24 protein-coding genes are annotated in these 24477 nt (G+C 63.1%); 16 read left to right on the top strand and 8 right to left on the bottom strand.

All coding sequences use genetic code 11. The features are described 5' to 3' along the window. Position 1 precedes the first annotated feature (1 nt). Positions 2 to 1249 carry a cyclopropane-fatty-acyl-phospholipid synthase family protein gene (locus tag ED21_RS02610; RefSeq protein WP_006832270.1) on the top strand — a complete coding sequence of 416 codons (1248 nt, stop codon included), beginning with the start codon at positions 2 to 4 and terminating at the stop codon, positions 1247 to 1249. After that, the gene (locus ED21_RS02605; protein ID WP_006832269.1) at positions 1249 to 2442 is read left to right on the top strand and encodes a serine hydrolase; all 1194 of its coding nucleotides are present in this window, start codon (positions 1249 to 1251) and stop codon (positions 2440 to 2442) included. Before ED21_RS02610 ends, ED21_RS02605 begins: the two co-directional genes overlap by 1 nt. 131 nt (positions 2443 to 2573) lie before the next feature. Here ED21_RS02605 and ED21_RS02600 read toward each other — a convergent pair whose 3' ends face one another. From ED21_RS02600 to purF, 3 genes are all read right to left on the bottom strand, one after another. Beyond that, the gene (locus ED21_RS02600) at positions 2574 to 2921 is read right to left on the bottom strand and encodes a PilZ domain-containing protein (RefSeq protein ID WP_006832268.1); all 348 of its coding nucleotides are present in this window, start codon (positions 2919 to 2921) and stop codon (positions 2574 to 2576) included. A gap of 120 nt (positions 2922 to 3041) precedes the next feature. After that, positions 3042 to 3749, bottom strand: a complete 708-nt coding sequence (locus ED21_RS02595) for an SDR family NAD(P)-dependent oxidoreductase (RefSeq protein ID WP_006832267.1) — start codon at positions 3747 to 3749, stop codon at positions 3042 to 3044. A 1-nt stretch (position 3750) separates the two neighbouring features. Next, positions 3751 to 5241 carry an amidophosphoribosyltransferase gene (gene purF, locus ED21_RS02590; protein ID WP_006832266.1) on the bottom strand — a complete coding sequence of 497 codons (1491 nt, stop codon included), beginning with the start codon at positions 5239 to 5241 and terminating at the stop codon, positions 3751 to 3753. 170 nt (positions 5242 to 5411) lie between these two features. Between purF and ED21_RS02585 the strand changes: the two genes are divergently transcribed. The 11 genes from ED21_RS02585 to ED21_RS02535 all read left to right on the top strand — a co-directional run bounded on the left by ED21_RS02585 (position 5412) and on the right by ED21_RS02535 (position 15925). Further along, complete coding sequence (locus ED21_RS02585) at positions 5412 to 6653, top strand: lipoprotein-releasing ABC transporter permease subunit (RefSeq protein ID WP_006832265.1); 1242 nt, start codon at positions 5412 to 5414, stop codon at positions 6651 to 6653. Next, entirely contained in the window at positions 6646 to 7332 is a 687-nt protein-coding gene (locus ED21_RS02580; protein ID WP_034921010.1) for an ABC transporter ATP-binding protein, read from the top strand. Before ED21_RS02585 ends, ED21_RS02580 begins: the two co-directional genes overlap by 8 nt. A gap of 50 nt (positions 7333 to 7382) precedes the next feature. Beyond that, on the top strand, positions 7383 to 7661 hold the full coding sequence (locus ED21_RS02575; RefSeq protein ID WP_034921247.1) for a hypothetical protein: 279 nt from the start codon (positions 7383 to 7385) through the stop codon (positions 7659 to 7661). A 78-nt stretch (positions 7662 to 7739) separates the two neighbouring features. Continuing rightward, positions 7740 to 8264 (top strand): hypothetical protein, encoded by a 525-nt coding sequence (locus ED21_RS02570; RefSeq protein ID WP_006832262.1) that lies wholly within the window; start codon positions 7740 to 7742, stop codon positions 8262 to 8264. A gap of 7 nt (positions 8265 to 8271) precedes the next feature. Next, positions 8272 to 8751 (top strand): glutathione peroxidase, encoded by a 480-nt coding sequence (locus ED21_RS02565; protein ID WP_006832261.1) that lies wholly within the window; start codon positions 8272 to 8274, stop codon positions 8749 to 8751. A 31-nt stretch (positions 8752 to 8782) separates the two neighbouring features. Beyond that, positions 8783 to 9112 carry a hypothetical protein gene (locus ED21_RS02560; RefSeq protein WP_006832260.1) on the top strand — a complete coding sequence of 110 codons (330 nt, stop codon included), beginning with the start codon at positions 8783 to 8785 and terminating at the stop codon, positions 9110 to 9112. Between the two features lie 74 nt (positions 9113 to 9186). Beyond that, entirely contained in the window at positions 9187 to 12660 is a 3474-nt protein-coding gene (gene dnaE, locus ED21_RS02555; protein WP_006832259.1) for a DNA polymerase III subunit alpha, read from the top strand. A gap of 47 nt (positions 12661 to 12707) precedes the next feature. Next, positions 12708 to 14306 carry a long-chain fatty acid--CoA ligase gene (locus ED21_RS02550; RefSeq protein ID WP_006832258.1) on the top strand — a complete coding sequence of 533 codons (1599 nt, stop codon included), beginning with the start codon at positions 12708 to 12710 and terminating at the stop codon, positions 14304 to 14306. A gap of 29 nt (positions 14307 to 14335) precedes the next feature. Further along, on the top strand, positions 14336 to 14941 hold the full coding sequence (locus ED21_RS02545; protein WP_006832257.1) for a hypothetical protein: 606 nt from the start codon (positions 14336 to 14338) through the stop codon (positions 14939 to 14941). Continuing rightward, positions 14938 to 15483, top strand: coding sequence for a pseudouridine synthase (locus ED21_RS02540; protein WP_006832256.1), 546 nt, complete (start codon positions 14938 to 14940; stop codon positions 15481 to 15483). Before ED21_RS02545 ends, ED21_RS02540 begins: the two co-directional genes overlap by 4 nt. A gap of 10 nt (positions 15484 to 15493) precedes the next feature. Further along, positions 15494 to 15925: a DUF1330 domain-containing protein gene (locus ED21_RS02535; RefSeq protein ID WP_006832255.1), complete on the top strand. Its 432-nt coding sequence runs from the start codon at positions 15494 to 15496 to the stop codon at positions 15923 to 15925. Here the strand turns inward: ED21_RS02535 and ED21_RS02530 are convergent. The 5 genes from ED21_RS02530 to ED21_RS02510 form a co-directional block, all read right to left on the bottom strand. Continuing rightward, positions 15922 to 17007 carry a PA0069 family radical SAM protein gene (locus ED21_RS02530; protein ID WP_006832254.1) on the bottom strand — a complete coding sequence of 362 codons (1086 nt, stop codon included), beginning with the start codon at positions 17005 to 17007 and terminating at the stop codon, positions 15922 to 15924. The genes ED21_RS02535 and ED21_RS02530 overlap by 4 nt on opposite strands. Positions 17008 to 17046: 39 nt before the next feature. Further along, complete coding sequence (locus ED21_RS02525; protein ID WP_006832253.1) at positions 17047 to 17994, bottom strand: sodium:calcium antiporter; 948 nt, start codon at positions 17992 to 17994, stop codon at positions 17047 to 17049. A 144-nt stretch (positions 17995 to 18138) separates the two neighbouring features. Next, on the bottom strand, positions 18139 to 18666 hold the full coding sequence (moaB, locus tag ED21_RS02520; RefSeq protein ID WP_006832252.1) for a molybdenum cofactor biosynthesis protein B: 528 nt from the start codon (positions 18664 to 18666) through the stop codon (positions 18139 to 18141). A gap of 12 nt (positions 18667 to 18678) precedes the next feature. Further along, positions 18679 to 20403 (bottom strand): lytic transglycosylase domain-containing protein, encoded by a 1725-nt coding sequence (locus tag ED21_RS02515; protein WP_006832251.1) that lies wholly within the window; start codon positions 20401 to 20403, stop codon positions 18679 to 18681. Next, positions 20391 to 21176 carry a hypothetical protein gene (locus ED21_RS02510; protein ID WP_006832250.1) on the bottom strand — a complete coding sequence of 262 codons (786 nt, stop codon included), beginning with the start codon at positions 21174 to 21176 and terminating at the stop codon, positions 20391 to 20393. Before ED21_RS02510 ends, ED21_RS02515 begins: the two co-directional genes overlap by 13 nt. Positions 21177 to 21258: 82 nt before the next feature. Here ED21_RS02510 and ED21_RS02505 point away from each other — a divergent pair, with 82 nt between their 5' ends. Genes ED21_RS02505 through ED21_RS02495 form a run of 3 tightly spaced genes read left to right on the top strand, consistent with a single transcriptional unit; the run spans position 21259 to position 24452 of the window. After that, positions 21259 to 22905, top strand: coding sequence for an electron transfer flavoprotein-ubiquinone oxidoreductase (locus tag ED21_RS02505; protein ID WP_006832249.1), 1647 nt, complete (start codon positions 21259 to 21261; stop codon positions 22903 to 22905). Positions 22906 to 22914: 9 nt separating this feature from the next. Next, complete coding sequence (locus ED21_RS02500) at positions 22915 to 23727, top strand: 4-(cytidine 5'-diphospho)-2-C-methyl-D-erythritol kinase (RefSeq protein WP_006832248.1); 813 nt, start codon at positions 22915 to 22917, stop codon at positions 23725 to 23727. After that, positions 23727 to 24452, top strand: a complete 726-nt coding sequence (locus ED21_RS02495) for an N-formylglutamate amidohydrolase (protein ID WP_006832247.1) — start codon at positions 23727 to 23729, stop codon at positions 24450 to 24452. The genes ED21_RS02500 and ED21_RS02495 overlap by 1 nt, the downstream gene beginning before the upstream one ends. The last annotated feature ends 25 nt before the right edge of the window (positions 24453 to 24477 follow it).

Genomic DNA, 24477 nt, shown 5'->3' with positions numbered 1-24477 from the left:
GATGGATATGCAGACCAGCCCGCGCGGACGCAGCCTTGTCGAGGGCGCCAAGCCCTTTGCGCGCAGGCCTGGCCTGCTGGCGCGCTTGCTTGCACCGGGCGTCGAAAAGATGCTCTCGCGGATCGACGAGGCACTGGTCACGGGCACCATCCACGGGACTCTGCCCAACGGCACACCGCGCATTTTGGGTGGCCGCGCGCCCGGCTTCGAATGTGTATTCGAACTGCGAAGCTACCGCGCGCTCGTCCGCATTGCGACCAACGGTTCGGTCGGCCTCTATCAGGGCTGGGAAGCGGGAGAGTGGTGGAGCCCCGACCCCGTCCCGCTCTTCGCCATGTTCATGCAGCACGCCGAGCGCATGGGAAACACCGCGCGCGCCAAGGGCCCGTTCCGCCGTGCGCTGAAGCTTGCGCATCTCTTCAACCGCAACACCCACAGCGGCGCGCAGCGCAACATCGCCGCGCATTACGACCTCGGCAACGATTTCTACGCCGCCTGGCTCGATCCAACGATGAGCTATTCCTCCGCGCTCGCCGTGGCCGGTGACCCGCTCGAGGCGGCGCAAAAGCGCAAATGGGCGGCACTGTACGAGCGCATGGGTGATGCGGAAAAGGTGCTGGAGATCGGGTGCGGCTGGGGCGCACTGGCCAATTACCTGCAGGCGCGCGGGAGCCATGTGACCGCCATCAGCCTGTCGGACGAGCAGCTGGCCTGGGCACGGTCGCACCACGCGAGCGCCATCGATTTCCGCAAACAGGACTATCGCGACACTTCGGGTCAGTACGATGCCATCGTCAGTGTCGAAATGGTCGAGGCGCTGGGCCGGGAATACTGGCCAACCTTCATGGATAGCGTTGCGCGAAACCTGAAACCCGGCGGGCGCGCAGCGATCCAGTACATTTCCATCCGCGACGAATTGTTCGAGGAATACGCGAAGAGCGCCGACTTCATCCAAGCCTATGTCTTTCCTGGCGGCCTGCTGATCCGTACCAGCGAGTTCCGTAAGCTCGCCCTGGAGCGGGGTCTTGCCTGGATCCACCAGACGGATTTCGGCCCCTGTTACGCCGAGACACTGCGCGAATGGCGCTTGAACTTTGACCGCGCCGTGGACGAGGGCCGCCTGCCGGCAGGCTTCGACCCGCAATTCTGCGATCTGTGGCGCTACTACCTGATGTATTGCGAAGGAGGCTTCCGCGGCGGAGGCATCGATGTCCACCAGGTGACGCTGGTGAAAGAGGGAGAAAAATAATGCGGACCGTTCTCGTTTCGACACTGGCACTGGTCTTGAGCGCCTGCGCGAGCAATTACGAAGAGACTTCTGAAGCGCTCACCGCTCCGGCCGTCACGCAATCGACACCGGAGACCATGGCGAGCCTCGATCCGTCGGACTCGATCCTGTTCTGGAGCGACGAACGCCGCTCGGCCGCTTTTCGCGACATGGAGAGTCTCTTTCCGGGTCTCGAAGTCGCGCCCGCAAACCAGAGACGCAATCTTCCAGCTGGAACGCCCCTCGATGAGGCGAGCGCGGCCAAGGCGCGGCAGTTCATGGCCGACACGGCGGCGGCTGGCATCATGGTCCTGAAAGACGGCAAGGTGGTCTTCGAGGAATACGGCCTTGGCTTCGCGCCGGACCAGCGCTGGACCAGCTTTTCCGTCGCCAAGAGCTTTACCTCGACCTTGCTGGGCGCGGCCATTGCGGACGGCCATATCCAGAGCCTCGATACGCCCGTGACCGCCATCATCCCCGCGCTGACAGGGACGGCCTACGACGGTGTCACAGTCGGCCAGATCGCGACCATGACCTCCGGCGTGGCGTGGAACGAGGATTACACCGATCCCGACAGCGATGTCGCCAAGATGCTCGCCGTCACGCCCGTGGCGGGGGAATCGCAGGCGGTGACCTATGCCCGCACGCTAACGCGCGAGGCTTCGGCGGGAGAGAAGTGGGTCTACAAGACGCTCGAGACCAATCTGCTCGGCCTGATCGTCGAGGAAGCCACCGGCAAATCGCTTGCAGTCTATGCGGCCGAGAAGATCGTCGAGCCCTCAGGCTTCGAGAACGGCCTGTTCTGGATGCAGGACCTGACGGGCGGGAATATCGGCGGGTGCTGCCTGTCTCTCAGCCTGCCGGACTATGCGCGCTTCGGGCAGTTTGTGCTGCAGGGCGGCGAGGGTGTCGTTCCCGAAGGCTGGTTCGCGGATGCGGGCGCGCCTCAGGTCGATTTCGGGCCGCGCGCTCCCGGATATGGCTATGGGTACCAGTGGTGGTCCTATCCCGGTAACACCTACGGAGCGCAGGGAATTTTCGGTCAGGCCATTACCATTGTGCCCGAAAAGGACATCGTGGTCGCGGTGGTCAGCAACTGGCCGACCGCGACGAGCGCGGCCAATCGCACCAAGTTTCAGGAGCTGGTGCGTCAGCTTGCGCTCAACGCGAAGTAGCCTCTCGATACGAGTGGTGGCGGAAGCCGCGAGGCTCACCGCCACCGACGACGAGCCATCCGGACAAGGTTCAGGCCAGGCCCATCAGGCCGCCACCAAAGCTGTCGGTGTCGTCGCCTTGCGCGTCTCGATCAGTAAGGGCGGTAGGCGCCCTGACCGCTGTAACGCGCGAGGATGTTGTCGTGCACAATCGGCGAAAGGAGCTCGTTGAAAGCGCAGCCGACCATGCAGTTTTCCCACCAGACGACCTGTGCCTGGAGCGATTCGAGGCCCGGCAGCGTCAGCCAGCACATCTGGCCTTCGTGCATGCGGTTGATCGCCGCAGCCGAGAAGCCCGAGATTGAGAGGTCGTGAACGACCGTCTGGAAGGCGCGGCCACCGCTGGCGCGCAGCTGTCCGGGAATGGTGAGTTTGGTGCGAGGCGCGCAGCGATCTTCTTGCGCGACCATCGTGTAGCGATCTTGCGTCTGGTAGTTCATGTCCGCCGACCTTTTGCCCTGAGTCCAGTACCGTTTCGCCACGCACCGGAGACGCGCGCGACATTTATCGGAATCTCTCGCGTCGGGCTTAAGGAAAGGTCACGGGGCAGGGTTAACGGCTTATTCGACCCGCTCTCGGTGGCGAGTGGGGTAATCGTTAAGGAGCAGCTCGACGATCCGATTCCCGACCACTTCGGGCCCTTTTACCGTCTTCGGGTCTTCCCCGGGATAGGCTTTTGCCCGCATCGCGGTGCGAGTCGCGCCCGGATCAAGCACCGCAACGCGGACATTGCCGATCTTCTCGACTTCCTGCGCATAGCTATCGAGCAGATTGTCGAACGCCGCCTTGGTCGCACCATAGGCCGACCAATACGCCCTCGGGTCCTTACCTACGCTGCTGGTAAGGCCAATCACGCGCCCGGCCTCGGCGCGCTTCAGCAGAGGATCGAAATTCGCCAGCAGCGCCTGCGTGGCGAGCAGGTTGGTCGTGACCGCCTGGCTGAACTGCTTCCCGTCGATCTGAGTCACGGGTGTAAGGGCAGGGAGGTAGGCGGCCGAAATCACGAGGATGTCGAGCTTGTCCCAGCGGCTCGCGATGGCCGAGGCGAGGCGGGCGATCCCGTCGCTCTCGCCAAGGTCGACCGGAGCAATGGTGGAGGCGCCGCCCGCATCGTGGATCCGGTCCTCGACCGCTTCGAGCGCGCGGACGTCGCGGCTTGTCAGCACCACATGCGTACCGGCTTCGGCCAAGGCGAGGGCGGTGGCAGCGCCGATGCCCTTGCTAGCACCGGTTACGAGGGCGAGCTTGTCGTGCAGCGGCTTGGTCATGTCAGGCGGCGTTTTTTCCAGCGTGGAGCGCGAGTTCGTGCTGCTTGTCCTCACGGCGATTTAGATCGGTGAGCGAGGTCGGGTAGTCCCCGGTGAAACAGGCGTCGCAGAATTGCGGGCATTCCTTCACGCGCGGCTTTTCGCCCACAGCGCAGTAGAGGCCGTCGATCGACACGAAGGCGAGCGAGTCGGCCTTGATGAACTCGCGCATGGGCTCGACATCCATGCGTGCGGCGAGCAGCTTGCTGCGTTCGGGCGTGTCGACGCCGTAGAAGCAACTGTGCGCCGTCGGCGGGCTGGCGACGCGGAAGTGGACTTCCTTTGCGCCGGCGTCGCGCATCATCTCGACGATCTGCAGCGAGGTCGTTCCGCGCACGATGGAATCGTCGATCAGAACGATGCGCTTGCCCGCGACGAGATTGCGGTTTGCGTTGTGCTTGCGCTTTACGCCTGAGTGCCGCGCCCCGTCCGAAGGCTGGATGAAGGTGCGCCCGACATAGTGCGAGCGAATAATGCCGAGCTCGAAAGGTATACCCGCTTCCTGTGCGTAGCCGATGGCCGCGGGAACGCCGCTGTCGGGCACGGGCACCACGAGGTCTGCCTCCACCGGGCTTTCCTTGGCGAGTTCCGCGCCGATTGCCTTACGGGCCTCGTACACGCTGCGACCGGCAAAGAAGCTGTCGGGGCGGCTGAAATAGACGTGCTCAAAGATGCAGGGGCGCGGCTTGTGCGATCCGAAGGGATGTAGCGAATCGATATTGCCGTCGTAATCGACCTTGATCAACTCGCCCGGTTCCACCTCGCGGACCATTTCCGCGCCGACCACGTCGAAGGCCACGCTCTCGCTGGCGAAGACCGTGGCATCGCCGATGCGGCCCATGACCAGCGGCCGGATGCCGAGCGGATCGCGGCAAGCGATCATGCCTTCGGGCGTCATGACGATCAGCGCATAGGCGCCTTCGAGCAGGCGCAGCGCGTCGATCAGCCGGTCGACAATGGTGGGATAACGGCTCGTCGCAACAAGGTGGATAATCACCTCGGTATCGGAGGTCGACTGGAAGATCGCGCCGCGCTGGACCAACTCCTCACGCAGTGTGCCGGCGTTGGAGATATTGCCGTTATGCGCCACGGCGAAACCGCCGCTTGCAAGGTCGGCATAGAGCGGCTGCACGTTGCGCAGGCCCGCACCGCCGGTGGTCGAATAGCGCACGTGTCCCGCCGCCATATGGCCGGGCAATTCGGCGATTGCTTCGGAGGAGGAGAAATTTTCCGCCACATGGCCAAGGCCGCGGCGAACGCGGAACTCCGCGCCATCCCAGGCGACGATCCCGGCCGCCTCCTGGCCGCGATGCTGCAAGGCGTGGAGGCCGAGCGCTGTAACCGCCGTGGCATCGGCGGCGTTGATCGCGCCAAAGACGCCGCACTCTTCGCGCAGCTTGTCGCCATCCTCGTCGAGGAAGGGGTGAGTGCAGTTCCCGAGAGGCGTATTCATGTGGGGCTCGTCCGCGCTGCCAACCGAATGCGGCCCCAATGGCGATGTTACGGCGCGATTACAAGGTTTGTGAGACAGGCAGCGGGGGAGATTTTGCGCCCGTTCATTGCGCCGCCACGAAACTGTGCCTAAACGCCCACTCCAACGCCAAATTATCGCCAAGGGTCGCCTTGCTGCTTTCTCCTTTCGAACGAACCATCGCCAAGCGCTACCTGCTTCCCGGCAGGAGCGAGGCGTTCATTGCGCTCGTCGCCGGCATCTCGATCACGGTCGTCATGCTCTCGGTCGCCATGCTGGTAATCGTGATGAGCGTGATGAACGGCTTCCGCGCCGAACTGCTGGACAAGATCGTCGGCCTAAACGGTCATGCCATCGTGCAGGCCTATGGCGGCCGTCTCGACGATTGGGAGAACGTGCTGGAAGAGGTAAGGCAGACTCCCGGCGTGGTCGAGGCATCTCCCCTGATCGAACAGCCGCTGCTGACCACCTTCAACGGCCGTGTCGAGGCGATCCTGCTGCGCGGCAATACCCAAGCCGATATTCGTGAGCTGGGCGAAAAGGTGGTCAGCGGAAATATGGACGCGCTTCAGCCCGGCGCGAGCAAGGTCGCCATCGGTGTGCGCCTTGCGGAAAACATCGGCGCGCGGGTCGGCGACACGATCACGATTATCAACCCGCAGGGCCGCTCCACGCCCTTCGGCACGGTCCCGCGCCAGGTGGGCTACGAGGTCGCCGCGATCTTCGAGGTCGGCGTGTACGATTACGACGGGGCCTTTGTCGTCATGCCGATGCAGGACGCGCAGACGCTTCTGCTAAGCGGCGACAGGATTGGCATGATCGAAGTGCAGGTGACCGATCCGGACGAGGTTGGCGAGATCCTCGCACCTGTGCAGGAGAGCCTTGCCGGACGCGCGGTGGTACGCGACTGGAAAACGATCAACGCGACCCTGTTCGAGGCGCTTCAGGTCGAGCGCGCAGCCATGGCCTTTGCGTTGAGTTTCATGGTCTTGGTGGCCGCTTTCAACATTCTTTCGAGCCTCGTCATGCTGGTCCGTGCCAAAACGCGCGATATCGCAATCATGCGCACCATGGGGGCGACCCGCCGCAGCCTGACGAAGATTTTCGTCACCACCGGCTTCACCGTCGGGGCGCTTGGTACGATTGCCGGTCTTATCCTTGGCGCGCTGGTTCTCGGCTTCCGCGAACAGATCGTCGCGGGCATAAGCTGGCTGACCGGCGCCGATCTGTGGGATCCGCAAGTGCGCTTCCTCAGCACCATTCCTTCCAAACCCGATCCGGTGGAGATCGCCATGATCGTCGGCCTCGCGCTGGTGATGAGTTTCCTTGCGACGCTCTATCCGGCGCTCAAGGCAGCGAGCACCGATCCGGTACAGGTCCTGCGCTATGAGTAACGCCCATGTGCGCCCCGTGGTCGAATTGCGAAGCCTTACCCGAAGCTTCGAGCAGGGCGGCGTGCGTATCGACGTGCTGCGGGGGGTGAACCTCGATGTCATGCCGGGCGAAATCGTCGCCCTGCTCGGGCCTTCCGGTTCTGGCAAATCGACGCTTCTGCAGGCGGTGGGTCTGCTCGAAGGCGGGTTTGGCGGCGAGATACTCATCGCCGGGCATTCCGCAGAAAAAAGCAACGCCAACGCGCGCACCGCGCTGCGTCGCGATCACCTTGGCTTCGTATACCAGTTCCACCATCTCCTGCCCGATTTCGACGCGCGGGAGAACGTGGTGCTGCCGCAACTCGTGGCAGGAGCGCCGCGCAAGGACGCCGAAGCGCGCGCGGAAGAACTCCTTACCGCTCTCGGTCTCGAGCATCGCCTCGATCACCGCCCGAGCCAGCTTTCTGGCGGCGAGCAGCAGCGTGTCGCCGTGGCGCGCGGACTGGCGAACCGGCCCGACCTCGTGCTGGCGGATGAGCCGACCGGCAATCTGGACGAGGCAACCTCGGACCGCGTGCTCGAACAATTCCTTGCACTGGTTCGGGGTGAGGGCAGCGCTGCGATAATTGCCACGCATAATGAACGCCTCGCGGCACGCATGGACCGCGTGGTCCGTTTGCACGAAGGGGTGCTCGAATAAGGACCCGGAACGTGTCTCAGCCGTTGGCTAGGCAAAAGGAGGAATTTTGCATGACCGACCATCCCAGCACCTACAAGGGCGAGGGCTGTCACCGAATGGGCATCCAATGGGACGACCGGGCCTCCCTACACCGGGTAGGTGACGGGGACGGCGTTCTCGATGGTGCGAAGGGCCTGAGGTCGGGCACTTTCGCCGAGCTCATCTCACACATCATGCTGATGCCGGAAAGCGAGCGAAGCCAGTATTACATTGAGAAGGCGGGCGACCGGGAATATCATGCGGAGGAGATCGCTAGTCTCGCGCAGCGTGAAGATTTTCCCCGTTCGTAGGCGGATTTGCCCATTCGATTGATGGATTCTGGCGTTATTGCTTAGCCTCGCTAGGACCCAACCGAGGGAGGACAAAACATGCTCGAATTCCTGATGTTGCTCACGGCGCAGGCTACCACTCCGGAAGTGGCAACAGCGCCGCCGCCGGCTCCCCCGAAATGCGAAGGAGAGCCTTTCGAGGCTTTCGATTTCTGGGTGGGCGAGTGGGATGTCTACCCCAACCGTGCCGATGGCGAGCCCGCAAAAGTGGCCGACAGCCATATCGAGAAGGTGAGCGCAGGCTGCGCGATCCGGGAAACCTGGATGCCGCTTCAGGGCCGTGGCGGCACGAGCCTGTCCGCCTACGATCCCGATACCGAAGGCTGGCACCAGCTCTGGGTCGGCGGTACTCCAGGTCGCGTGTTCTTCGACGGAGGACCGGTCGAGGGCAGGATGATTCTCACCGGCCCCTGGGGCAAGGCTGCCGATGGAACGTCTTTGCTCGTGCGAATGACATATAGCTTGCAGGATGACGGCAGCGTGCGCCAACACGGAGAGGCCAGCAGCGACCACGGCCTGAGCTGGACCGACTATTTCGACCTGATCTATCGCCGCAAGGACTGATCCGCCGATGACCACGATTGCCGATTTCACCATCGCTACCAACAAGGGCGAAGATCTCGATCTCCAGGAGAAGCTCGGCAAGGTGCTGCTGGTGGTCAACACCGCCAGCAAATGCGGTTTCACGCCGCAGTACGACGGGCTGGAAAAGCTCTATCAGGATTATGGCGACAAGGGCTTCGAAGTGCTTGCCTTCCCCTGCAACCAGTTTGGCGCGCAGGAGCCGGGCGATGCGGAGGAGATCGAGCAATTCTGCAAGGTCAATTTCGGCCTCACCTTTCCGCTGATGAAAAAGGTCGACGTCAACGGCGACGAGGCCAGCCCTTTGTTCGACTGGATGAAGAAGGAAGCGCCCGGCCTGATGGGATCGAAAGCGATCAAGTGGAACTTCACCAAGTTCCTGATCGACCGCGAGGGCAATGTCGTGAAGCGCTATGGCCCGGCCGACGCTCCGGCAAGCATCGCCAAAGACATCGAGAAGCTGCTGTAACCGGATTGCGGCGGCATTCGAAAGGCGGATCATGCTTTCCGATATCAACCAGTGGTTTCTCTCGCTCGGCGCCGAATACGGCGTGAACCCCTATATTTTCGGCGGGATTTACGTGGGCGCGATCCCCTTCTTCCTCGCCTCGATCGCCTGGTTGGTGAAGCGAGCAAGGGCAGGGCGCTCGACCGTGGTGCCGACGCTTGCCGCCGGGTTCTTCTTCGTCTCGGCCTATATCTATCTCGCGATTGCGGGACGGAATATCCCTGTATGGGTGTGGATCTTCCTCGCCGCGCTGGTCGTCTACGGGGCGTGGTCCACGATCCGGGACACTCGCAGGAAGATCGCCGCTCCGCCAGAGGACTGATTTCTCCACAAGCGGTGGAGAATAACCCTCTCCAGGCGCTTTGAGTTTGGCGCGGGAAATCCTACCTTGAAGGCATGCCATACAAGCCCTTCGTTCCGCTACGCGTGCTCTCGGCCTATTCGATGCTCGAAGGGGCAATCGATCCCAAGGCGATGGCCAAGTTGGCGAAGGAACGCGGCTTTCCCGCAATCGCGATGGCCGATCGCAACGGGCTCTATGGCGCGGTCATGTTCGCCAATGCCTGCAAGGCCGAAGGCATCCAGCCGATTACCGGTACGCTGCTTGGTGTCGCGCGTGACGAGGAAGGGCGTACGGTCGACTACCTGCCGCTCTATGCGCAGGACGAGGCGGGATATGACAACCTCTGCCACCTCGTTTCGAAGGCCCATCTTGAGCGCCCGCTCGAATTCGAGCCGCATATCCGGATGGAAGACCTCGAAGGTCGCACCGATGGGCTGATCGCGCTTACCGGCGCAAGCGAGGGTGGTGTGACGCGCCTCCTTGCCGAGGGGCAGACCAGCCATGCCACGGCCATGCTCGACAAGCTCGAAGCGCTTTTTCCCGGGCGGCTTTATGTGGAACTCGCAAGGCGCGGCAATCCGGTGGAAGAAGCTGCCGAAGCAGCGCTGATCGATCTCGCCTACGAGCGAGACCTCCCGCTCGTTGCGACTAATCCAGCCAACTTCGCCGAGCCCCACATGTACAAGGCGCATGACGCCATGCTGTGCATCGCGAATTCGACGCATATCGACAATGAAGAGCGCGCCAAGTCGAATCCCGAGGCGTATGTGAAAACCGCCCACATGATGGAAGAGGCGTTCGACGACCTGCCCGAAGCCACTACGAACACGCTCGTGGTTGCGCAGCGCTGCGCCTATGCGCCGCCCTATCGCGATCCCATCCTGCCAAGCCTCGCAGGTGATCTCGAAGGCGAGGCGCGGATGCTGGAAGCGGACGCTCGCAAAGGCTTGGAAAAGCGGCTCGAGCCCTATGGCGAGATGACCGAGGAAGCGCGCAAGGTCTATTTCGACCGCCTCGATTACGAGGTCGGCATCATCAACCAGATGGGCTTTCCCGGCTACTTCCTTATCGTTGCCGACTTCATCAAATGGGCCAAGGACCACGATATTCCCGTCGGTCCCGGCCGTGGTTCGGGTGCAGGCAGCCTTGTGGCCTGGGCGCTGACGATTACCGACCTCGATCCGATTCAACTGGGCCTGCTGTTCGAACGCTTCCTAAACCCGGAACGCGTGTCCATGCCGGACTTCGATATCGACTTCTGCGAAACCCGCCGCGGCGAGGTGATCCGTTACGTGCAGGCCAAGTATGGCCACGATCACGTGGCACAGATCATCACCTTCGGTAAGCTCAAGGCGCGCGCCGTGCTGCGCGATACGGGGCGCATCCTCCAGATGAGCTACGGCCATGTCGACCGGATTTGCAAGATGGTGCCGAACCATCCGACCGATCCCTGGACATTGCCGCGCGCACTCAACGGGGCAGCCGATTTCAAGGCGGAATACGATAACGACAACGAGGTCAAACGCCTGATCGACCTCGCGATGAAGTTGGAAGGTTTTCCGCGCAACAGCTCGACCCACGCGGCCGGTGTGGTGATCGGCGACCGCCCGCTGGCGCAGCTGGTCCCGCTCTATCGCGATCCGCGCTCGGATATGCCGGTGACGCAGTACGACATGAAGAATGTCGAGAGCAGCGGCCTCGTCAAATTCGACTTCCTCGGCCTGAAGACGCTGTCGGTGCTGAAGAAGGCGACCGACCTGCTCAAGAAGCGCGACATCACTATCGACTTGTCGCAGCTCGAGTTGGACGATCCGGCGGTCTACGAGCTGATGAAGGCCGGTAACACCGTCGGCGTCTTCCAGCTGGAATCGGAAGGCATGCGGCGCACGCTGACCGCGGTGAAGCCGACCAACTTCGGCGACATCATCGCACTCGTCTCGCTGTACCGTCCGGGTCCGATGGACAACATTCCGCTGTTCGGCAAGCGTAAGGCGGGCGAGGTTCCGATCGAGTATCCGCACGAAAAGCTCGAGGGCATCCTTGCTGAGACCTACGGCATCTTCGTCTACCAGGAACAGGTCATGCAGGCCGCGCAGATCCTCGCCGGATACTCGCTCGGCGATGCCGACCTGCTGCGCCGTGCGATGGGCAAGAAGGTCCAGGCGGAAATGGACATCCAGCGCGAACGCTTCGTGGCAGGGTGCAAGGATGTCTCGGGAATCGAGAAAGCCAAGGCTAATGAACTCTTCGACCTGATCGACAAGTTCGCAGGTTACGGTTTCAATAAATCGCACGCCGCCGCTTACGCACTGCTTGCCTATCAGACAGCGTGGATGAAGGCGCATTACCCCGAGGAATTTTTCGCTGCCTCGATGTGCTTCGACATGCACCAGTCGGAGAAGCTGACGATCTTTGTCGACGACGCGCGGCGGCAAGGCATCGCGGTCGAGCCACCGTGCCTCAACAAGTCCGAAGCCGAGTTTACCGTCGAGCAGACCGACACCGGCTATGCCGTGCGATATGCACTCGCAGGCATTCGCAATGTCGGCGAGAAGGCGATGGAGAATATCGTCGCCGAGCGCGAGGTTTCCGGGCAGTTCGACAGCCTGCAGGACTTGTTCGAGCGCATTCCCAAGGGGTCGATGAATTCGCGCCAGCTGGAAGCGCTGGCCTGCGCGGGCGCGCTCGACAGTCTCGAGCCCAACCGCAGCAAGGTCTTCGAAAACGCCGACATGCTGCTTGCGGTCGCCGATGCGGCGGATCGCGAGCGGACCAGCGGTCAGGCGAGCATGTTCGGCGGGGACGATGCACCCGGCGAAACGCTGCGCCTGCGCGAGGTCGAGGACTGGCCGCGCGCCGAACGCATGGCGCGGGAGCGCGAGAATTTCGGCTTCTATTTCTCCAACCACCCGGTCGCCGCGTGGAAGGACATTGCCTCGGCCAATGGCGCGCGGACCTATGCTTCGCTGATGTCGGGCGGGGCGCCCGCCGGCGGCCGCTCCAACGCGGTAATGGCGGCCATGGTGGAGAAAGTGAACAAGGGCACCACGCGCCGCGGCAAACCTTTCATCCGCGCCGATTTCTCCGACGCGACCGGCCAGTTTAGCGCGGCCTGCTTCGAAGAAGGGATGGTCGAGCGCTTCCTCAAATGGGCCGAGGAGCAGACCTGCGTCCTCCTCCAGGTTGAACTCGACTCGCCAAGCCCCGACGAGCCGCCCCGCGTCACCGTGCGCGGCGGCACACCGCTGGCGGAGGTCAAGGGCGCCACGCCGATGATCCTGACGCTCGATATACTCGATATCGGTGCAATCGAAACGCTTAGCGCGGAATTGTCCGAAGCGGGCAAGGGGCAGGACGAAGTGCTAGTGACGCTACGGATCGGCGGCGAGCTTGAACCGGCGATGCGTCTGGGGCGCGACTTCGCACTGGACGGGGAGCTTGCAGAACGCTTGGCAAGCGTGCCCGGCCTTGCCAAGGTGCAGCTCGACAAGCGGCGCGGCGGCTCGCACCTTCGCCTCGTCGCCTGACCGACACGCGCCGGAGAGGGGCGCACGAGGCAAGGAGAGAGGCTGAAATGCTCGGAGCGATGCAGGAATGGACCATGCGCGTGACGCATGTGATCGATCACGCGGCACGTGAGGCGGGGACTCGCGAAATCCTCACCTATTGGGCGGACGGGACGGAAACCCGCACCGACTGGGCCGGCATTCGCCGCGACGCGCTCAAGATGGCACAGGCGCTGCAGAGGCTTGGGCTGAAGCCGGGAGACAAGGTCGCCAGTATCGCGATGAACCACGCGCGGCATCTCGTCAGCTGGTTCGGCGTCGCGGGCATGGGCGGCGTCCTCCACACGGTGAACCCGCGCCTGTTTGAGGACCAGCTCGAATACATCATCAACCACGCCGATGACCGCGTTGTGATCTACGACGCCATGTTCCAGCCGATCATCGACAAGATGAAAGACCGCTGGCCGAACGTGGAGCATTACATCTGCTTTGACAGCGGCGAGCGCACGACCGCGTTCGAGGATTGGATCGGCGCCGAGGATGGCGAGTTCGAATGGGTTGAGGGCGACGAGCGCGACCCATGCATGATCTGCTACACCAGCGGCACCACGGGCAATCCCAAGGGCGTGCAATACGAACACCGCAGCACGATCCTGCACGCCATGGCGGGCCTGCAGCCGAGCGCGCTCAACTGCATGACGTCCTCGGTCTATCTGCCGGTCGTACCCATGTTCCATGCCGCCAGCTGGGGCCTGCCCTATGCCGGCGCGATGGCGGGGATGAAGTTCGTCTTCAGCCAGGTCAACGATCCGGCCGTGCTCGACATGCTGATGAAGCGCGAAGGCGTGACCGACAGCGCCGGCGTGCCGACCGTCTGGCTGGCGCATTTCCAATATTGCGACGCCAACAACCTCGAACTGCCCAAGCTCAGGGCAGCCACCATCGGTGGCTCGGCTGCGCCCAAGTTCATGATCGAGCGCCTGATCAAAAACGGCACGCGCGTCCAGCACGCATGGGGCATGACCGAGACAAGTCCCATCGGCACGGTCGGCGGTCCCACCCACGACTGGGACCAGCTTTCCTTCGAGGAGAAGGTCGCCAAGACGATGATGCAGGGGCGTCCGATCTTCGGCGTCGAACTGCGCACCGTCGATCTCGACGATCCGACCAAGGTCCTGCCGCGCGATGGCAAGGCCAGCGGCGCGCTGCAGATCCGCGGTCCCTGGGTCGTCAAACGCTATTTCAAGGCCGAGGAAGACGCGGTGACCGAGGATGGCTGGTTCAACACCGGCGATGTCGGCATGCTCCATCCCGACGGCACGCTGCAACTCACCGACCGCACCAAGGATGTGATCAAGTCGGGTGGCGAGTGGATTTCTTCAGTCGAATTGGAAAATGCCGCCGTGGGCCACCCGGCCGTGGCCGAAGCGGCCTGCATCGGCATGTTCCATCCCAAGTGGGACGAGCGCCCGGTGCTGTTCGTGGTGAAAAAGGAAGGGCAGGATTGTGATGCCGAGAGCATCGTGGGCTTCCTGTCCGACAAGGTCGCCAAATGGTGGCTGCCCGATGCGGTCGAGTTCGTGGACGATATCCCGCACACGGCGACCGGCAAGATCAGTAAGAAAGACCTGCGCGACCGGTTCGCCGACTACAAGCTTGAGGCGTGATGAAAAGACGAAGTTTTGCAGCAGCGATCATGTCGGCAAGCATCGCGCTTGGGGGCTGCGCCGTGTCCGACAAGGGGATCGCGGCGCTTCCCGACAGGCCGGTTTTGCTTACGATCGCCGACGTCACCGTATCGGATGGCACGCAGTACAGCGTCACCACTGGCTACGGCCCGCACGGCGCCTTCTACAAGGCCGAATATCCCGATCGGATCGTGCATTACTCCACCGATGGCGAAGCGGCATATTCGCTTGAGGGTGGCGAGCGCACCGAGCTCCCGGAAAGCTATGTCTTCCATATCGAATCGCAGCTGTTTCACGCGCAGGTATCCGAGTTTGCCGAGTTGAACGAGGGTGTGTCGATGATCCGCTCCTGCGGAACGGAGGACGAGCCCTGCCGTGAAAAAATCGGGAAAGAGGGATCGCGGTTTTTTGGTGTGCATTACCGAGCCCTGCAGGCAGACCCTCGAACGGGCATCCCCTTCGCTATCCTCGCCTACCGAAAGGGCCAGTCCCCGGTTGTCGCCCGGTTCAGCGATTGGCGCACGGTTGACGGTATGCCGCTCGCCTACCGGGTGGTGGTAGAAGATGGTATGCGCACCTTCGACTACCGATACCGTTCGATCGAGGGGCTGTGAGCCGCCTGATACTGCTCAACAAGCCCTTCGGTGTGCTGTCGCAATTCACCGGGGGCAAGGAGGGCGTGGAGGACACGCTCGCGCATCTGGTGGACGTGCCGGATGTTTATCCTGCGGGGCGCTTGGACAAGGACAGCGAGGGACTGCTCCTCCTGACCGATGACGGGAAGCTTCAGTCGCGCATCGCCGAACCGCGCTACAAGATAGCGAAGGCCTATCTCGTGCAGGTCGAAGGAGAGCCGGGCGACGATGCTCTGGAGAAGCTGTCGCGCGGCGTTGAACTCAAGGACGGCATGACAAGACCCGCGCGCGCCAAGCGTATTGATCCGCCGCCCGTCTGGGAGCGGGACCCACCCGTCCGCTATCGCAAGAGCGTGCCCGACAGCTGGATCGCGCTGGAGATTACCGAGGGGCGAAACCGCCAGGTCCGCCGCATGACTGCCGCCGTGGGCCTGCCGACACTTCGCCTCATCCGCTGGCGTATTGGCGAGTGGAGTGTCGACGGCATCGCGCCGGGCACCTATCGTAAAATCGAGGTATGAGGAGAATGCCGTGACCGAGACCTACATAGACCCGAGCCCCGCGAATTTTCAGGCGTTCAAGGACCTTCCGCGCGACGAGCCGATCCATATGCTCAACCTCCTGCAGTACCGCGAGCAGGCTGCTTATTCCGCTGGTCACGAGAACTCGGCAAAGGGATGGAGCGGCCGCCGCGCCTATGAGGAATACGGCAAAACCAGCGGCCCGATCTTCCGCCGCGTAGGCGGCAGCATCGTCTGGCGTGGCGCGTTCCAGACGGTGGTGACGGGCCCCGAGGCAATGCAATGGCACGACGGCTTCGTCGCGCAGTATCCGAACGCCGGCGCTTTCTTCGAGATGATCAAGGACCCCGACTATCAAAGGGCGGTGGCCAATCGCACGGCAGCGCTGGCGGACAGCCGACTGGTGCGTTTTTCTCCCGGCGATGCGGGGGAGGGCTTCTAGAGCAACCGTAATTGCCCGCCCACGGCTGGTGGCCTGAACTGTGTGCAATCCAGCTCGAATTTCGCCTTGCCCAATTCCGCTCGCTTGCAGGCGACGCGAAACCGTGCGCGGAAGAGGTCGGCCCACACGCCCGTCGGATTGAGGCGCGAGAAGAAGTTGGGGTCGTTATCCTTCCCGTTCCGGATCGACTGGACGATGCTCATCACCTTGTCGCCGCGCTCCGGGTAGTGGACCGAGAGCCATTCGCGGAACAGCGGGGCGACTTCGTGCGGCAGGCGCAGCGGGATCCAGCCCACGCTGTCGACTCCGATGGCCGCTGCGCGCTGGACGATTTCCTCCATGAACTCGTCGGTGATCGCCGGGATGACCGGGGCGACCGAGCAATGGCTCGGAACACCCGCCTTGACCAGTTTCTCCAATGCCGCGAGTCGCTTGGCAGGCGAGGCTGCTCGCGGTTCGAGCTTGCCTGACAGCTTCGGATCGAGGCTGGTCACCGAAATCGCCACCGCGACCAGCCTACGTTCGGCCATTTCGGCGAGCAGGTCGAGATCGTCCAGCACCCGGTCCGATTTGGTCGTGATGGTTACTGGATGGCGCGCATCCAGGCATACTTCGAGGACCTGCCGCGTGATCCGATAGTCGCGCTCGATCGGCTGGTAGGGATCGGTATTTGTCCCCATCGCTATCGGCTTGGGGCGATACTTCGGCTTCGCAAACGTCGCGCGCAGCAGTTCGGCGGCATTCGGCTTGGCGAATAGCTGGGTCTCGAAGTCGAGGCCGGGCGACAGGTCGTGATAGGCGTGGGTAGGGCGCGCAAAGCAATAGACGCAGCCGTGCTCGCACCCGCGATAGGCGTTGATCGAGCGGTCGAAGAAGATGTCGGGCGACTGGTTGAAGCTGAGGATCGTCTTCGGGTTCTCCTCGGTCACATGGGTGCGCAGTTTCACCGGCGGACCGTCCAGCGCCTCCATATGGTCGCGCCACTCGCCATCGGCCTCGCGCGTGGCGAGTCCAAAACGGGTCGGGACAAGGCGCGACTGCGCACCCCGTCCGCTGACGGGCGACTCACTGCTTTTCTTCATGACGGGAACATATATGGAACAAAGAACGCCGTCGAGGGCCTATCCCAGCATGATCTGCAAGCCCGCTCCGCCGCCCCAAAGGAGGATGAGAAGGACGCTTTCCCAACCGATCCCGGCCGGACCCTGACGCTCACGGCGCAGCAGGCCCAAGAGCAGAACGGCCGTCATCACCAGAGCCAGCGCCATCCAGAACACCGTTCTTTCGGAGATCGCGTTGTAGATCGAGCCTTCTCGATAAGCGACATCGCTCGAAGCGATGAAAAGCGCATCGAACATGTTGCCCCCGATAATCCCTCCGATGGCAAGTTGCAGGGCTCCGCGACGGACGGCCGCAATTGTGGTGACAAGTTCCGGGAGAGAGGTAACGATGGCTGTTCCGAGGGCTCCGACGACACCTTGGGAAATGCCGAAACGGCGGGACAGTTCGATGCCTGTTTCCCCTACCAACCAACCGGTGAAGCCCACGATGACGACGAACGCACCGAACAGGCTTCCGATCACCCACAGAGGGCGCTGGTCGTCGCACTCCTCGTCGCCTTCATCACGCGTGTCGTCCGTTTGACGAGGGAGCCACATAGGCTTCCGGTGTATCCTGTGGGCGTTATGGAGACCGACGAGATAAGCACCCACTAAAACCGGTGTCAGGGGATTGATCCCAAAAATCGCGTAGGGAGGCGCCGCCCACGCCATGATCGGCAAGGCAAGCAGGATGATGAGGACCGTCGATTGCCCCAGGTTCACAGGGCTTGCTGCGGCGTGTTCGAGATTGACCTTGCGATAGGCAATATCGGCCAGGGCAAGGAACATGGTTTGCGCCGCAATGCCGCCGAGAGCGTTCGAAACGGCCAGGTCGGCAGCGCCTGAGGCTGCGGTGCTGGTCGAGGTCACGATGCCGGCGATGCTCGTTCCGGCACCGAGCAGGACCGAGCCTATCAGCGCTTCACCGAAGCGCGTACGGTCTGCGATGGTATCGGCATAGCTGGCCATTCTCGTGCCCAAGAGGGCGATTATCAGCGCGCAAGCGGTGAAAACGAGACAAACTGTCGTCGTCGAGAAAAACGTGAGATCCGGCAGGTACTTGCTCCCCTGTATGCTCTTGCCGGATACGACGGGCGAGGAGGGCTCCGGTTCCTACCGTTCCCGAAGGCGCGGCATGAGATCGACGAAATTGCAGGGACGGTGACGACTGTCGAGCTGGGCTGCCAGTATCTTGTCCCAACCGTCCTTCACCGCGCCGTTCGACCCGGGCAAGGCGAAGATGTATGTTCCCCGCGCAATGACGGCGCAGGCGCGGCTCTGGATCGTGGTGACACCGATCGTTTCGTAACTTAGCCAGCGGAAGAGTTCGCCGAATCCGGGGATGTCCTTGTCCTTGACCCTGTCGAGGACCTCTGGGGTCTGGTCGCGGCCGGTCAGGCCCGTTCCGCCAGTGGTGAGAATGGCGTCGACCATTTCGTCATCGATCCAGCGATGGAGATGCGCTGCGATCTCGTTCTGATCGTCCCGGCTGATCTCGCGTGCGGCGAGGTGGTGGCCGGCAACCTTGATCCGGTCCGCCAGAATGTCGCCCGACGTGTCGTCGGCGGCCTTGCGGGTGTCGGAGATAGTCAGCAGCGCGATGTTGACTGGTTTGAAGGTGCGGTTCTCGTTGATACCCATTGCGGCGTGACCTTATCGTGTGTGGGGGAACTGCGGCCAGTCGTTCTCGGCCAGTTCGGTTCGGCTCGGAGCCGCGGCGTCGGCCTGGCGCAGATACATCCAGTAATTGCGCATCACGATGGCAACGTAAGCGCGCGTTTCCCAGTAGGGGATCGATTCCATCCAGAGGAGCGGATCACCCTGATCGTTGATCTCGCTGTTCCAGCGCGCCACCGGCGTCGGACCGGCGTTGTAGGCCGCCATGACCTTGGGCAGTGCGCCGCGCGTATAACCCGCCTGCGCGAGAGCTTCGAGCGTCCGCTGGCCGAAGGCGAGGTTGGTCTTCGGGTCTTTCAGGTCCGCGCCTGCGCTCATATTGATCGAAGAGGCGTATTCGCGCGCGGCAATCGGACGAATTTGCATCAGGCCGATGGCGTTGGCGGGGCTGACCACGCGTTCGCGGAAATTGGACTCTTGCAGCGCGTGAGCAAACGCCAGTGCAGGGTCGATACGCCATCCGCCAAGGGGTGTGTGGTAGGCAACAGGCCAGCGTAGGTTCGGCGGCGAGGCGGTGCCGCGCGGAGAATTGTAGGCCATGTAGGTCTGCGCGCCTGCAAGCCCCAGCGCGCGGGCTAGACGAGTGAGGGCGCCGAAGTCTTGCGGATCGCCGTAGCGCACCTGCCAGCGCAAGACTTCGTCGGCCACGTCGCGGCGGCCAACTTCGGCCAGCATAATCGCTTCCCGCACGGCGGGTTCGCCGGAAAGGTGGCGCCAGTCCTCCTGCGTCAGGTCTGGTGCGGTGTGATCGCCTGGCAAGTCCTTCCCCAGCTGTTCGCTCGCCAGCATGCCGTAAAGGGTCTCATCGTATCGGGCCGCGCTGCGCAGGTGGGCATCGGCAAGCTGCGGTTCGCGGCAGCGCACCAGGCTGCGAGCGGCCCAGTAATGCGCTGCCGCCTTTAATTCCGGGTTGCCGGCTTGCGCGGAGGCGGCGTTGAAATATTGTCCGGCCCGTGTGCAGTCGCCAAGGCGCCATGCGGCAAGTCCTGCCACCCAGTCCCCTTCCGCGACCCATGCATCTGAACCCTGCGAGACGAGCTGTGCCATGCCATAAGCTTCGGCATCGCGGTTCTCGATGTAATAGCTCCACGCCACGCGCTGGCGCCATTCGGCGCGCGCCTGTGCCGATAGCGAGGCGTCGACTCCGTCGAGCAGCAGACGTGCGCCGTCGGGATCGTCGTTGCGGATGCGCTCGAGGATTGCACTGCGGACGCTGTCCGGCATCGTCCCGTCGTTGACCGTAGAAGGCAGGGTGCGGCGCGTGATGCCTGGCTGGCGCGACAGGGCGCGTTCGCGCGGGAGGCTCGGGCTCCAGGACAAACCACGCGTCTGTCCGAGGCGCACAATTGCTTCAACCTGCGGATTATCGGGGTAGCGCCGGAGCCAGTCCTCGATCCGCGAAAGATCGATCCGGGGGCTGGCGGGATCGAGGAAATAGGTGGCGAGCGCTGTGCCGTGCAACGGACCTTCGGTGCGCTGGGTAAGCATCACTTCGACACGGTCCCAATTCTGCGCTTCGATAGCTTCGAACAGCGAGGAGTAGAAGAAGCGGTCCTCGCTCGAGAGCAGTTGCGGCAGGGCGGCATCGTGCGAGCGGGTGAAGTAGGCGAGGCTGTCCGATTGCGCGGCAAGGCTTGCCGGGGCAGCGGCAAGGCCGATTGCAGTGGCGAGCAAGAGTTGGCGTAGGGTCATGCGGTCCATTCCAGCCAGCGGTTCCAGAAATTGCGACGGCGCGGGGCCGACCGGGCGAGTTCGGCAAGCTCGGGGGCGAGCAGCAGGGGCAGCGTCTTGTCGCCGACCTTAACCACGCCCGGTTCGCGCGCCATTTCCGGCGCGATGTCGAAGAGCGGGGCGAGCGAACGCCCGAACGCAAGCACGCGGTGAGGCTGCGCCAAAACGACATGATGCCGCGTGACGTCCCCGAGCCCGCGTGCCGACAGTTCGGTCCAGTCTGGCAGGGTGACACCGGCAGGGAGGGCGCTCGCCAGATAGGCTTCGTGCGGGGCGATCCCCATGGCCGACAGGACCGCGTCGACAAACTTGCCCGGCGCGCCGGAGAGGAGCGCCTCGCCATCGCCTTCCATCGGTTCGGGGATGAGGACCATGAGCTTCGCCCCACCCACTCCGCGCGGCGGCAGGCGGCTTTCCGTGCCCACGCTGGCCAGCGAAGGCTCGACCAGCCACCACTCGCGAAATTTTTCGAGACTGTCGGGATAGGCCTCTGTCGCGCCCCCGATCCTGTTTGCCGGAGCCTTCGCCTCGAAGGCGCGCTGGAGCGGAGTCTGCTTGGGTTCTTCGGGCGGTTTCTTCGGCTTGGGCGACGCTACGGCCTGCTCCTGCTCGGGCTCTGCGAGCCAGCTCGTCGCCTCGTCGCGATAATCGTCCTCGACGCCGGCCTCGCGCCACCAGTCGAGCGCGGCTTCCAGCGCGTCAGCAGGCGATAATTCGCGGGTTTTCGGTGTGTCTGCGATCATTTTCCGTCCGCCCTGGGTCTTGACCTCAAACCGCCCAGCAATCAAGGCAATCCCAACGCCTAAGCGACGAAAAGAGAGAGATATGAGCGAACGCGAATCGATGCCCTGCGACGTCGTCATCATCGGCGGCGGCCCGGCCGGCCTTTCGGCGGCCATCCGACTGAAACAGATCAACGAAGACCTCGAGGTCGTCGTGCTGGAAAAGGGCAGCGAAATCGGCGCGCACATCCTCTCGGGAGCCGTGGTCGATCCCAAGGCGATGAACGAGCTGTTCCCCGACTGGCGGAACATGGATTGCCCGCTCGTCGAAACGCCAGTGACCGAGAACCACCACTGGGTCTTGTCGGAAGGCGGCAAATCCGACCTTCCCGAATTCCTCCTGCCGCCTTTCATGTCGAACGATGGCAACTACACCGCCTCGCTCGGCAACACCTGCCGCTGGCTGGCCGAACAGGCCGAAGGGCTGGGCGTGATGGTTTTCCCCGGCTTCCCCGCCGCCGAAGTGCTCTTCGACAATAACGGCGCGGTCTCCGGCGTGGTGACGCAGGACATGGGCATTGCCGAGGACGGCAGCCACAAGCCCGATTACCAGCCCGGCATGGAAATCCATGCAAAGTACACGCTCTTCGCTGAAGGCGCGCGCGGCAACCTCACCAAGAAGATGAAGGCCAAGTTCGACCTCGAGGCCGATTGCGAGCCGCAGGTCTACGGGCTCGGCGTCAAGGAACTGTGGGACGTCGATCCCGAAGTCTACGAGCAGGGCAAGGTCATCCACACGCAGGGCTGGCCGCTCAGCGAAACCGGCACCTGGGGCGGCGGCTTCATTTACCACCAGGCGAACGGACAAGTTGCCTTGGGCTTCGTGACCGCACTCGATTACAAGAACCCTTACGTCTCGCCCTATCAGGAATTCCAGCGCTGGAAGCACCACCCCGAGGTGGCCGCTATCCTCAAAGGCGGCAAGCGCGTGGCCTATGGCGCGCGCGTCATCAACGAAGGTGGTTGGCAGTCCGTGCCCAAGCTTGCCTTCCCGGGCGGCGGGCTCATCGGGTGTTCGGCCGGTTTCGTGAACGTGCCGCGCATCAAGGGCACGCATACCGCGATGAAGAGCGGCATGCTCGCCGCCGAGAGTATCGCTGCTGCGATTGAGGCCGGCCATGAGCACACCGAGCTGATGGAATACGACGCCGCCGTGCGCGACAGCTGGATCGCGACGGAACTTAAAAAGGTGAAGAACGCGCAGCCCGCCGTCGCCAAATATGGCGAGGATCTAGGCACCGTGCTCGCCGGCATCGACATGTGGATGCGCACACTCAAGATCGGCCTGCCGATCACCATGAAGCATCACCGCGACCACGAAATGCTTGAGCGCGCCGATCTGTTCGCGCCGGTGAAATATCCCAAGCCCGACGGCACGCTCAGCTTCGACCGCCTGACCAATGTCAGCTTCAGCTACACCAACCACGCCGAGGACCAGCCGGTCCACCTCAAGGTCTGCGACCGCGAGTTGCAGAGGGAAAGCGAACTGGAAGTCTACGGCGGCCCTTCGACCCTCTATTGCCCGGCAGGCGTTTACGAGTGGATCATCGAAGAGGGCGCGGAGCCCAAGTTCCAGATCAACTCGCAGAACTGCGTCCACTGCAAGACCTGCGACATCAAGGACCCGAACCAGAACATCGAATGGACCACGCCCGAAGGCGGCGGCGGACCGAATTATCCGAATATGTGATCCACTCGGGTGACAATCGCCGAGACAGCTTTTGCCAAGATCAACCTCGCGCTGCATGTCCGCAGGCGGCGCGAGGATGGCTATCGCGAGCTCGAGACATTGTTCGCCTTCGTCGATGGCGGCGATCGCCTGACGGCGCATTCTGCTGAGCGGGACAGCCTTGTGACCGTTGGTGAATTCGGCGTCGCGCTCGACAGTCCCTTCGACAACATTGTGATGAAGGCGCTCAGCGCGCTGCCTCGGCCCGACGGTCTGGAAGTTACCCTCGAGAAGAACCTGCCGGTCGCAGCAGGACTGGGTGGCGGTTCGGCAGACGTGGGGGCGATTTTCCGGATGGTCGAACAGTCGCACGGTCTGCCCGACGACTGGCAGGCCCGCGCAGCGAAGCTAGGCGCCGATGTGCCGGCCTGCATCGAAAGCCGGACCTGCCTGGGGCGCGGCACTGGGACCGAGCTGGAACCCGCCGACGGTGCGATGGCGAATACGCCCGTCCTGCTCGTCAATACGCGCACACCGCTTGCCACGGGGCCGGTCTTCAAGGCGTGGGACGGGATCGACCGCGGGCCGCTTCCCGATGGCGATACTCTTCGCATGACGGTCGAAGGGCGCAACGACCTCGAGGCTCCCGCCATTTCGCTTTGCCCCCCGATTGCGGGCGTGCTCGCCGCCCTGCGCGGAACTTCGCCGTTTCTCGCCCGTATGTCGGGTTCGGGTGCGACGTGCTTTGCGCTCTACGACAGCAATTCAGCGCGCGACGAAGCCGCCGCGCGCCTCGCCGCAGACCATCCGGATTGGTGGCAGATGAGGGGTAATCTTCGATGATGATCGACAATCTGCCGTATCGCCAGGTCGGTGCGGAGGATGTGCGACCGGGCGGCCTCATGTGCGTGGCCGATCATGCCTCAAACTACGTGCCCGAAGGTATCGAACTCGGCATCGATCCCAAGTTGATGAACCAGCATATTGCGCTCGATATCGGGGTGGAGGGTATCGCCGATCGCCTCTCACGCGGACACAACATGCCAGCGCACATCGCCTGCGTCAGCCGCCTCGTCTGCGATTTTCACCGCCGCGAGGACGAAGCCGCCGTGGTTCCGACCGAAAGCGACGGCAAGCTCATTCCCGGCAATATCGGCGCCAATGTCGAGGCGCGGCTTGCGAATTACCACCGCCCCTATCACGAGGCGCTCGGCAAGATGGTCGCGCGGGTCAAACCGCGCATGCTGGTCGCGCTGCACAGCTTTACGCCCAGCCTCGAAACCAGCGCCGAAGAGCGTCCATGGGAAGTCTCGCTGCTGTACAATCAGGACGACCGCGCCGCTCGTCATGCCATCCGCCTGTTCGGCGAGCAGGGCCTGACCGTTGGGGACAACCAGCCTTATTCGGGCAAGCAGCTGAACGCGACGATGGATCGCCATGCGGAAGCCAATGGCATCCCCTACTGCACCGTTGAAATCCGGCAGGACCAGATCATGACCGAGGCAGGCCAGTCGCGCTGGGCGATGATGCTGGCCGATGTCATGGGCCGCGTGGCGCTCGAAGTCTAAAGCGCATCTTGGGGCTGCTGCGGTA

This window comes from Erythrobacter sp. SD-21 (assembly GCF_000181515.1).
Classification (GTDB): Bacteria; Pseudomonadota; Alphaproteobacteria; order Sphingomonadales; family Sphingomonadaceae; genus Qipengyuania.
The sequence above is the reverse complement of the archived record's forward strand: the minus strand, read 5'-3'. Positions and strand labels throughout refer to the sequence as shown.

Coding starts and splice junctions, on each gene's coding strand:
- ED21_RS02545 (WP_006832257.1), top strand. CDS start 14,336: ATGTCGGCAAGCATCGCGCTTGGGGGCTGCGCCGTGTCCGACAAGGGG.
- ED21_RS02595 (WP_006832267.1), bottom strand. CDS start 3,749: ATGACCAAGCCGCTGCACGACAAGCTCGCCCTCGTAACCGGTGCTAGC.
- ED21_RS02505 (WP_006832249.1), top strand. CDS start 21,259: ATGAGCGAACGCGAATCGATGCCCTGCGACGTCGTCATCATCGGCGGC.
- ED21_RS02580 (WP_034921010.1), top strand. CDS start 6,646: ATGAGTAACGCCCATGTGCGCCCCGTGGTCGAATTGCGAAGCCTTACC.
- ED21_RS02515 (WP_006832251.1), bottom strand. CDS start 20,403: ATGGACCGCATGACCCTACGCCAACTCTTGCTCGCCACTGCAATCGGC.
- ED21_RS02600 (WP_006832268.1), bottom strand. CDS start 2,921: ATGAACTACCAGACGCAAGATCGCTACACGATGGTCGCGCAAGAAGAT.
- ED21_RS02565 (WP_006832261.1), top strand. CDS start 8,272: ATGACCACGATTGCCGATTTCACCATCGCTACCAACAAGGGCGAAGAT.
- ED21_RS02510 (WP_006832250.1), bottom strand. CDS start 21,176: ATGATCGCAGACACACCGAAAACCCGCGAATTATCGCCTGCTGACGCG.
- moaB (WP_006832252.1), bottom strand. CDS start 18,666: ATGGGTATCAACGAGAACCGCACCTTCAAACCAGTCAACATCGCGCTG.
- ED21_RS02495 (WP_006832247.1), top strand. CDS start 23,727: ATGATCGACAATCTGCCGTATCGCCAGGTCGGTGCGGAGGATGTGCGA.
- purF (WP_006832266.1), bottom strand. CDS start 5,241: ATGAATACGCCTCTCGGGAACTGCACTCACCCCTTCCTCGACGAGGAT.
- ED21_RS02610 (WP_006832270.1), top strand. CDS start 2: ATGGATATGCAGACCAGCCCGCGCGGACGCAGCCTTGTCGAGGGCGCC.
- ED21_RS02550 (WP_006832258.1), top strand. CDS start 12,708: ATGCTCGGAGCGATGCAGGAATGGACCATGCGCGTGACGCATGTGATC.
- ED21_RS02530 (WP_006832254.1), bottom strand. CDS start 17,007: ATGAAGAAAAGCAGTGAGTCGCCCGTCAGCGGACGGGGTGCGCAGTCG.
- ED21_RS02575 (WP_034921247.1), top strand. CDS start 7,383: ATGACCGACCATCCCAGCACCTACAAGGGCGAGGGCTGTCACCGAATG.
- ED21_RS02525 (WP_006832253.1), bottom strand. CDS start 17,994: ATGGCCAGCTATGCCGATACCATCGCAGACCGTACGCGCTTCGGTGAA.
- dnaE (WP_006832259.1), top strand. CDS start 9,187: ATGCCATACAAGCCCTTCGTTCCGCTACGCGTGCTCTCGGCCTATTCG.
- ED21_RS02570 (WP_006832262.1), top strand. CDS start 7,740: ATGCTCGAATTCCTGATGTTGCTCACGGCGCAGGCTACCACTCCGGAA.
- ED21_RS02605 (WP_006832269.1), top strand. CDS start 1,249: ATGCGGACCGTTCTCGTTTCGACACTGGCACTGGTCTTGAGCGCCTGC.
- ED21_RS02560 (WP_006832260.1), top strand. CDS start 8,783: ATGCTTTCCGATATCAACCAGTGGTTTCTCTCGCTCGGCGCCGAATAC.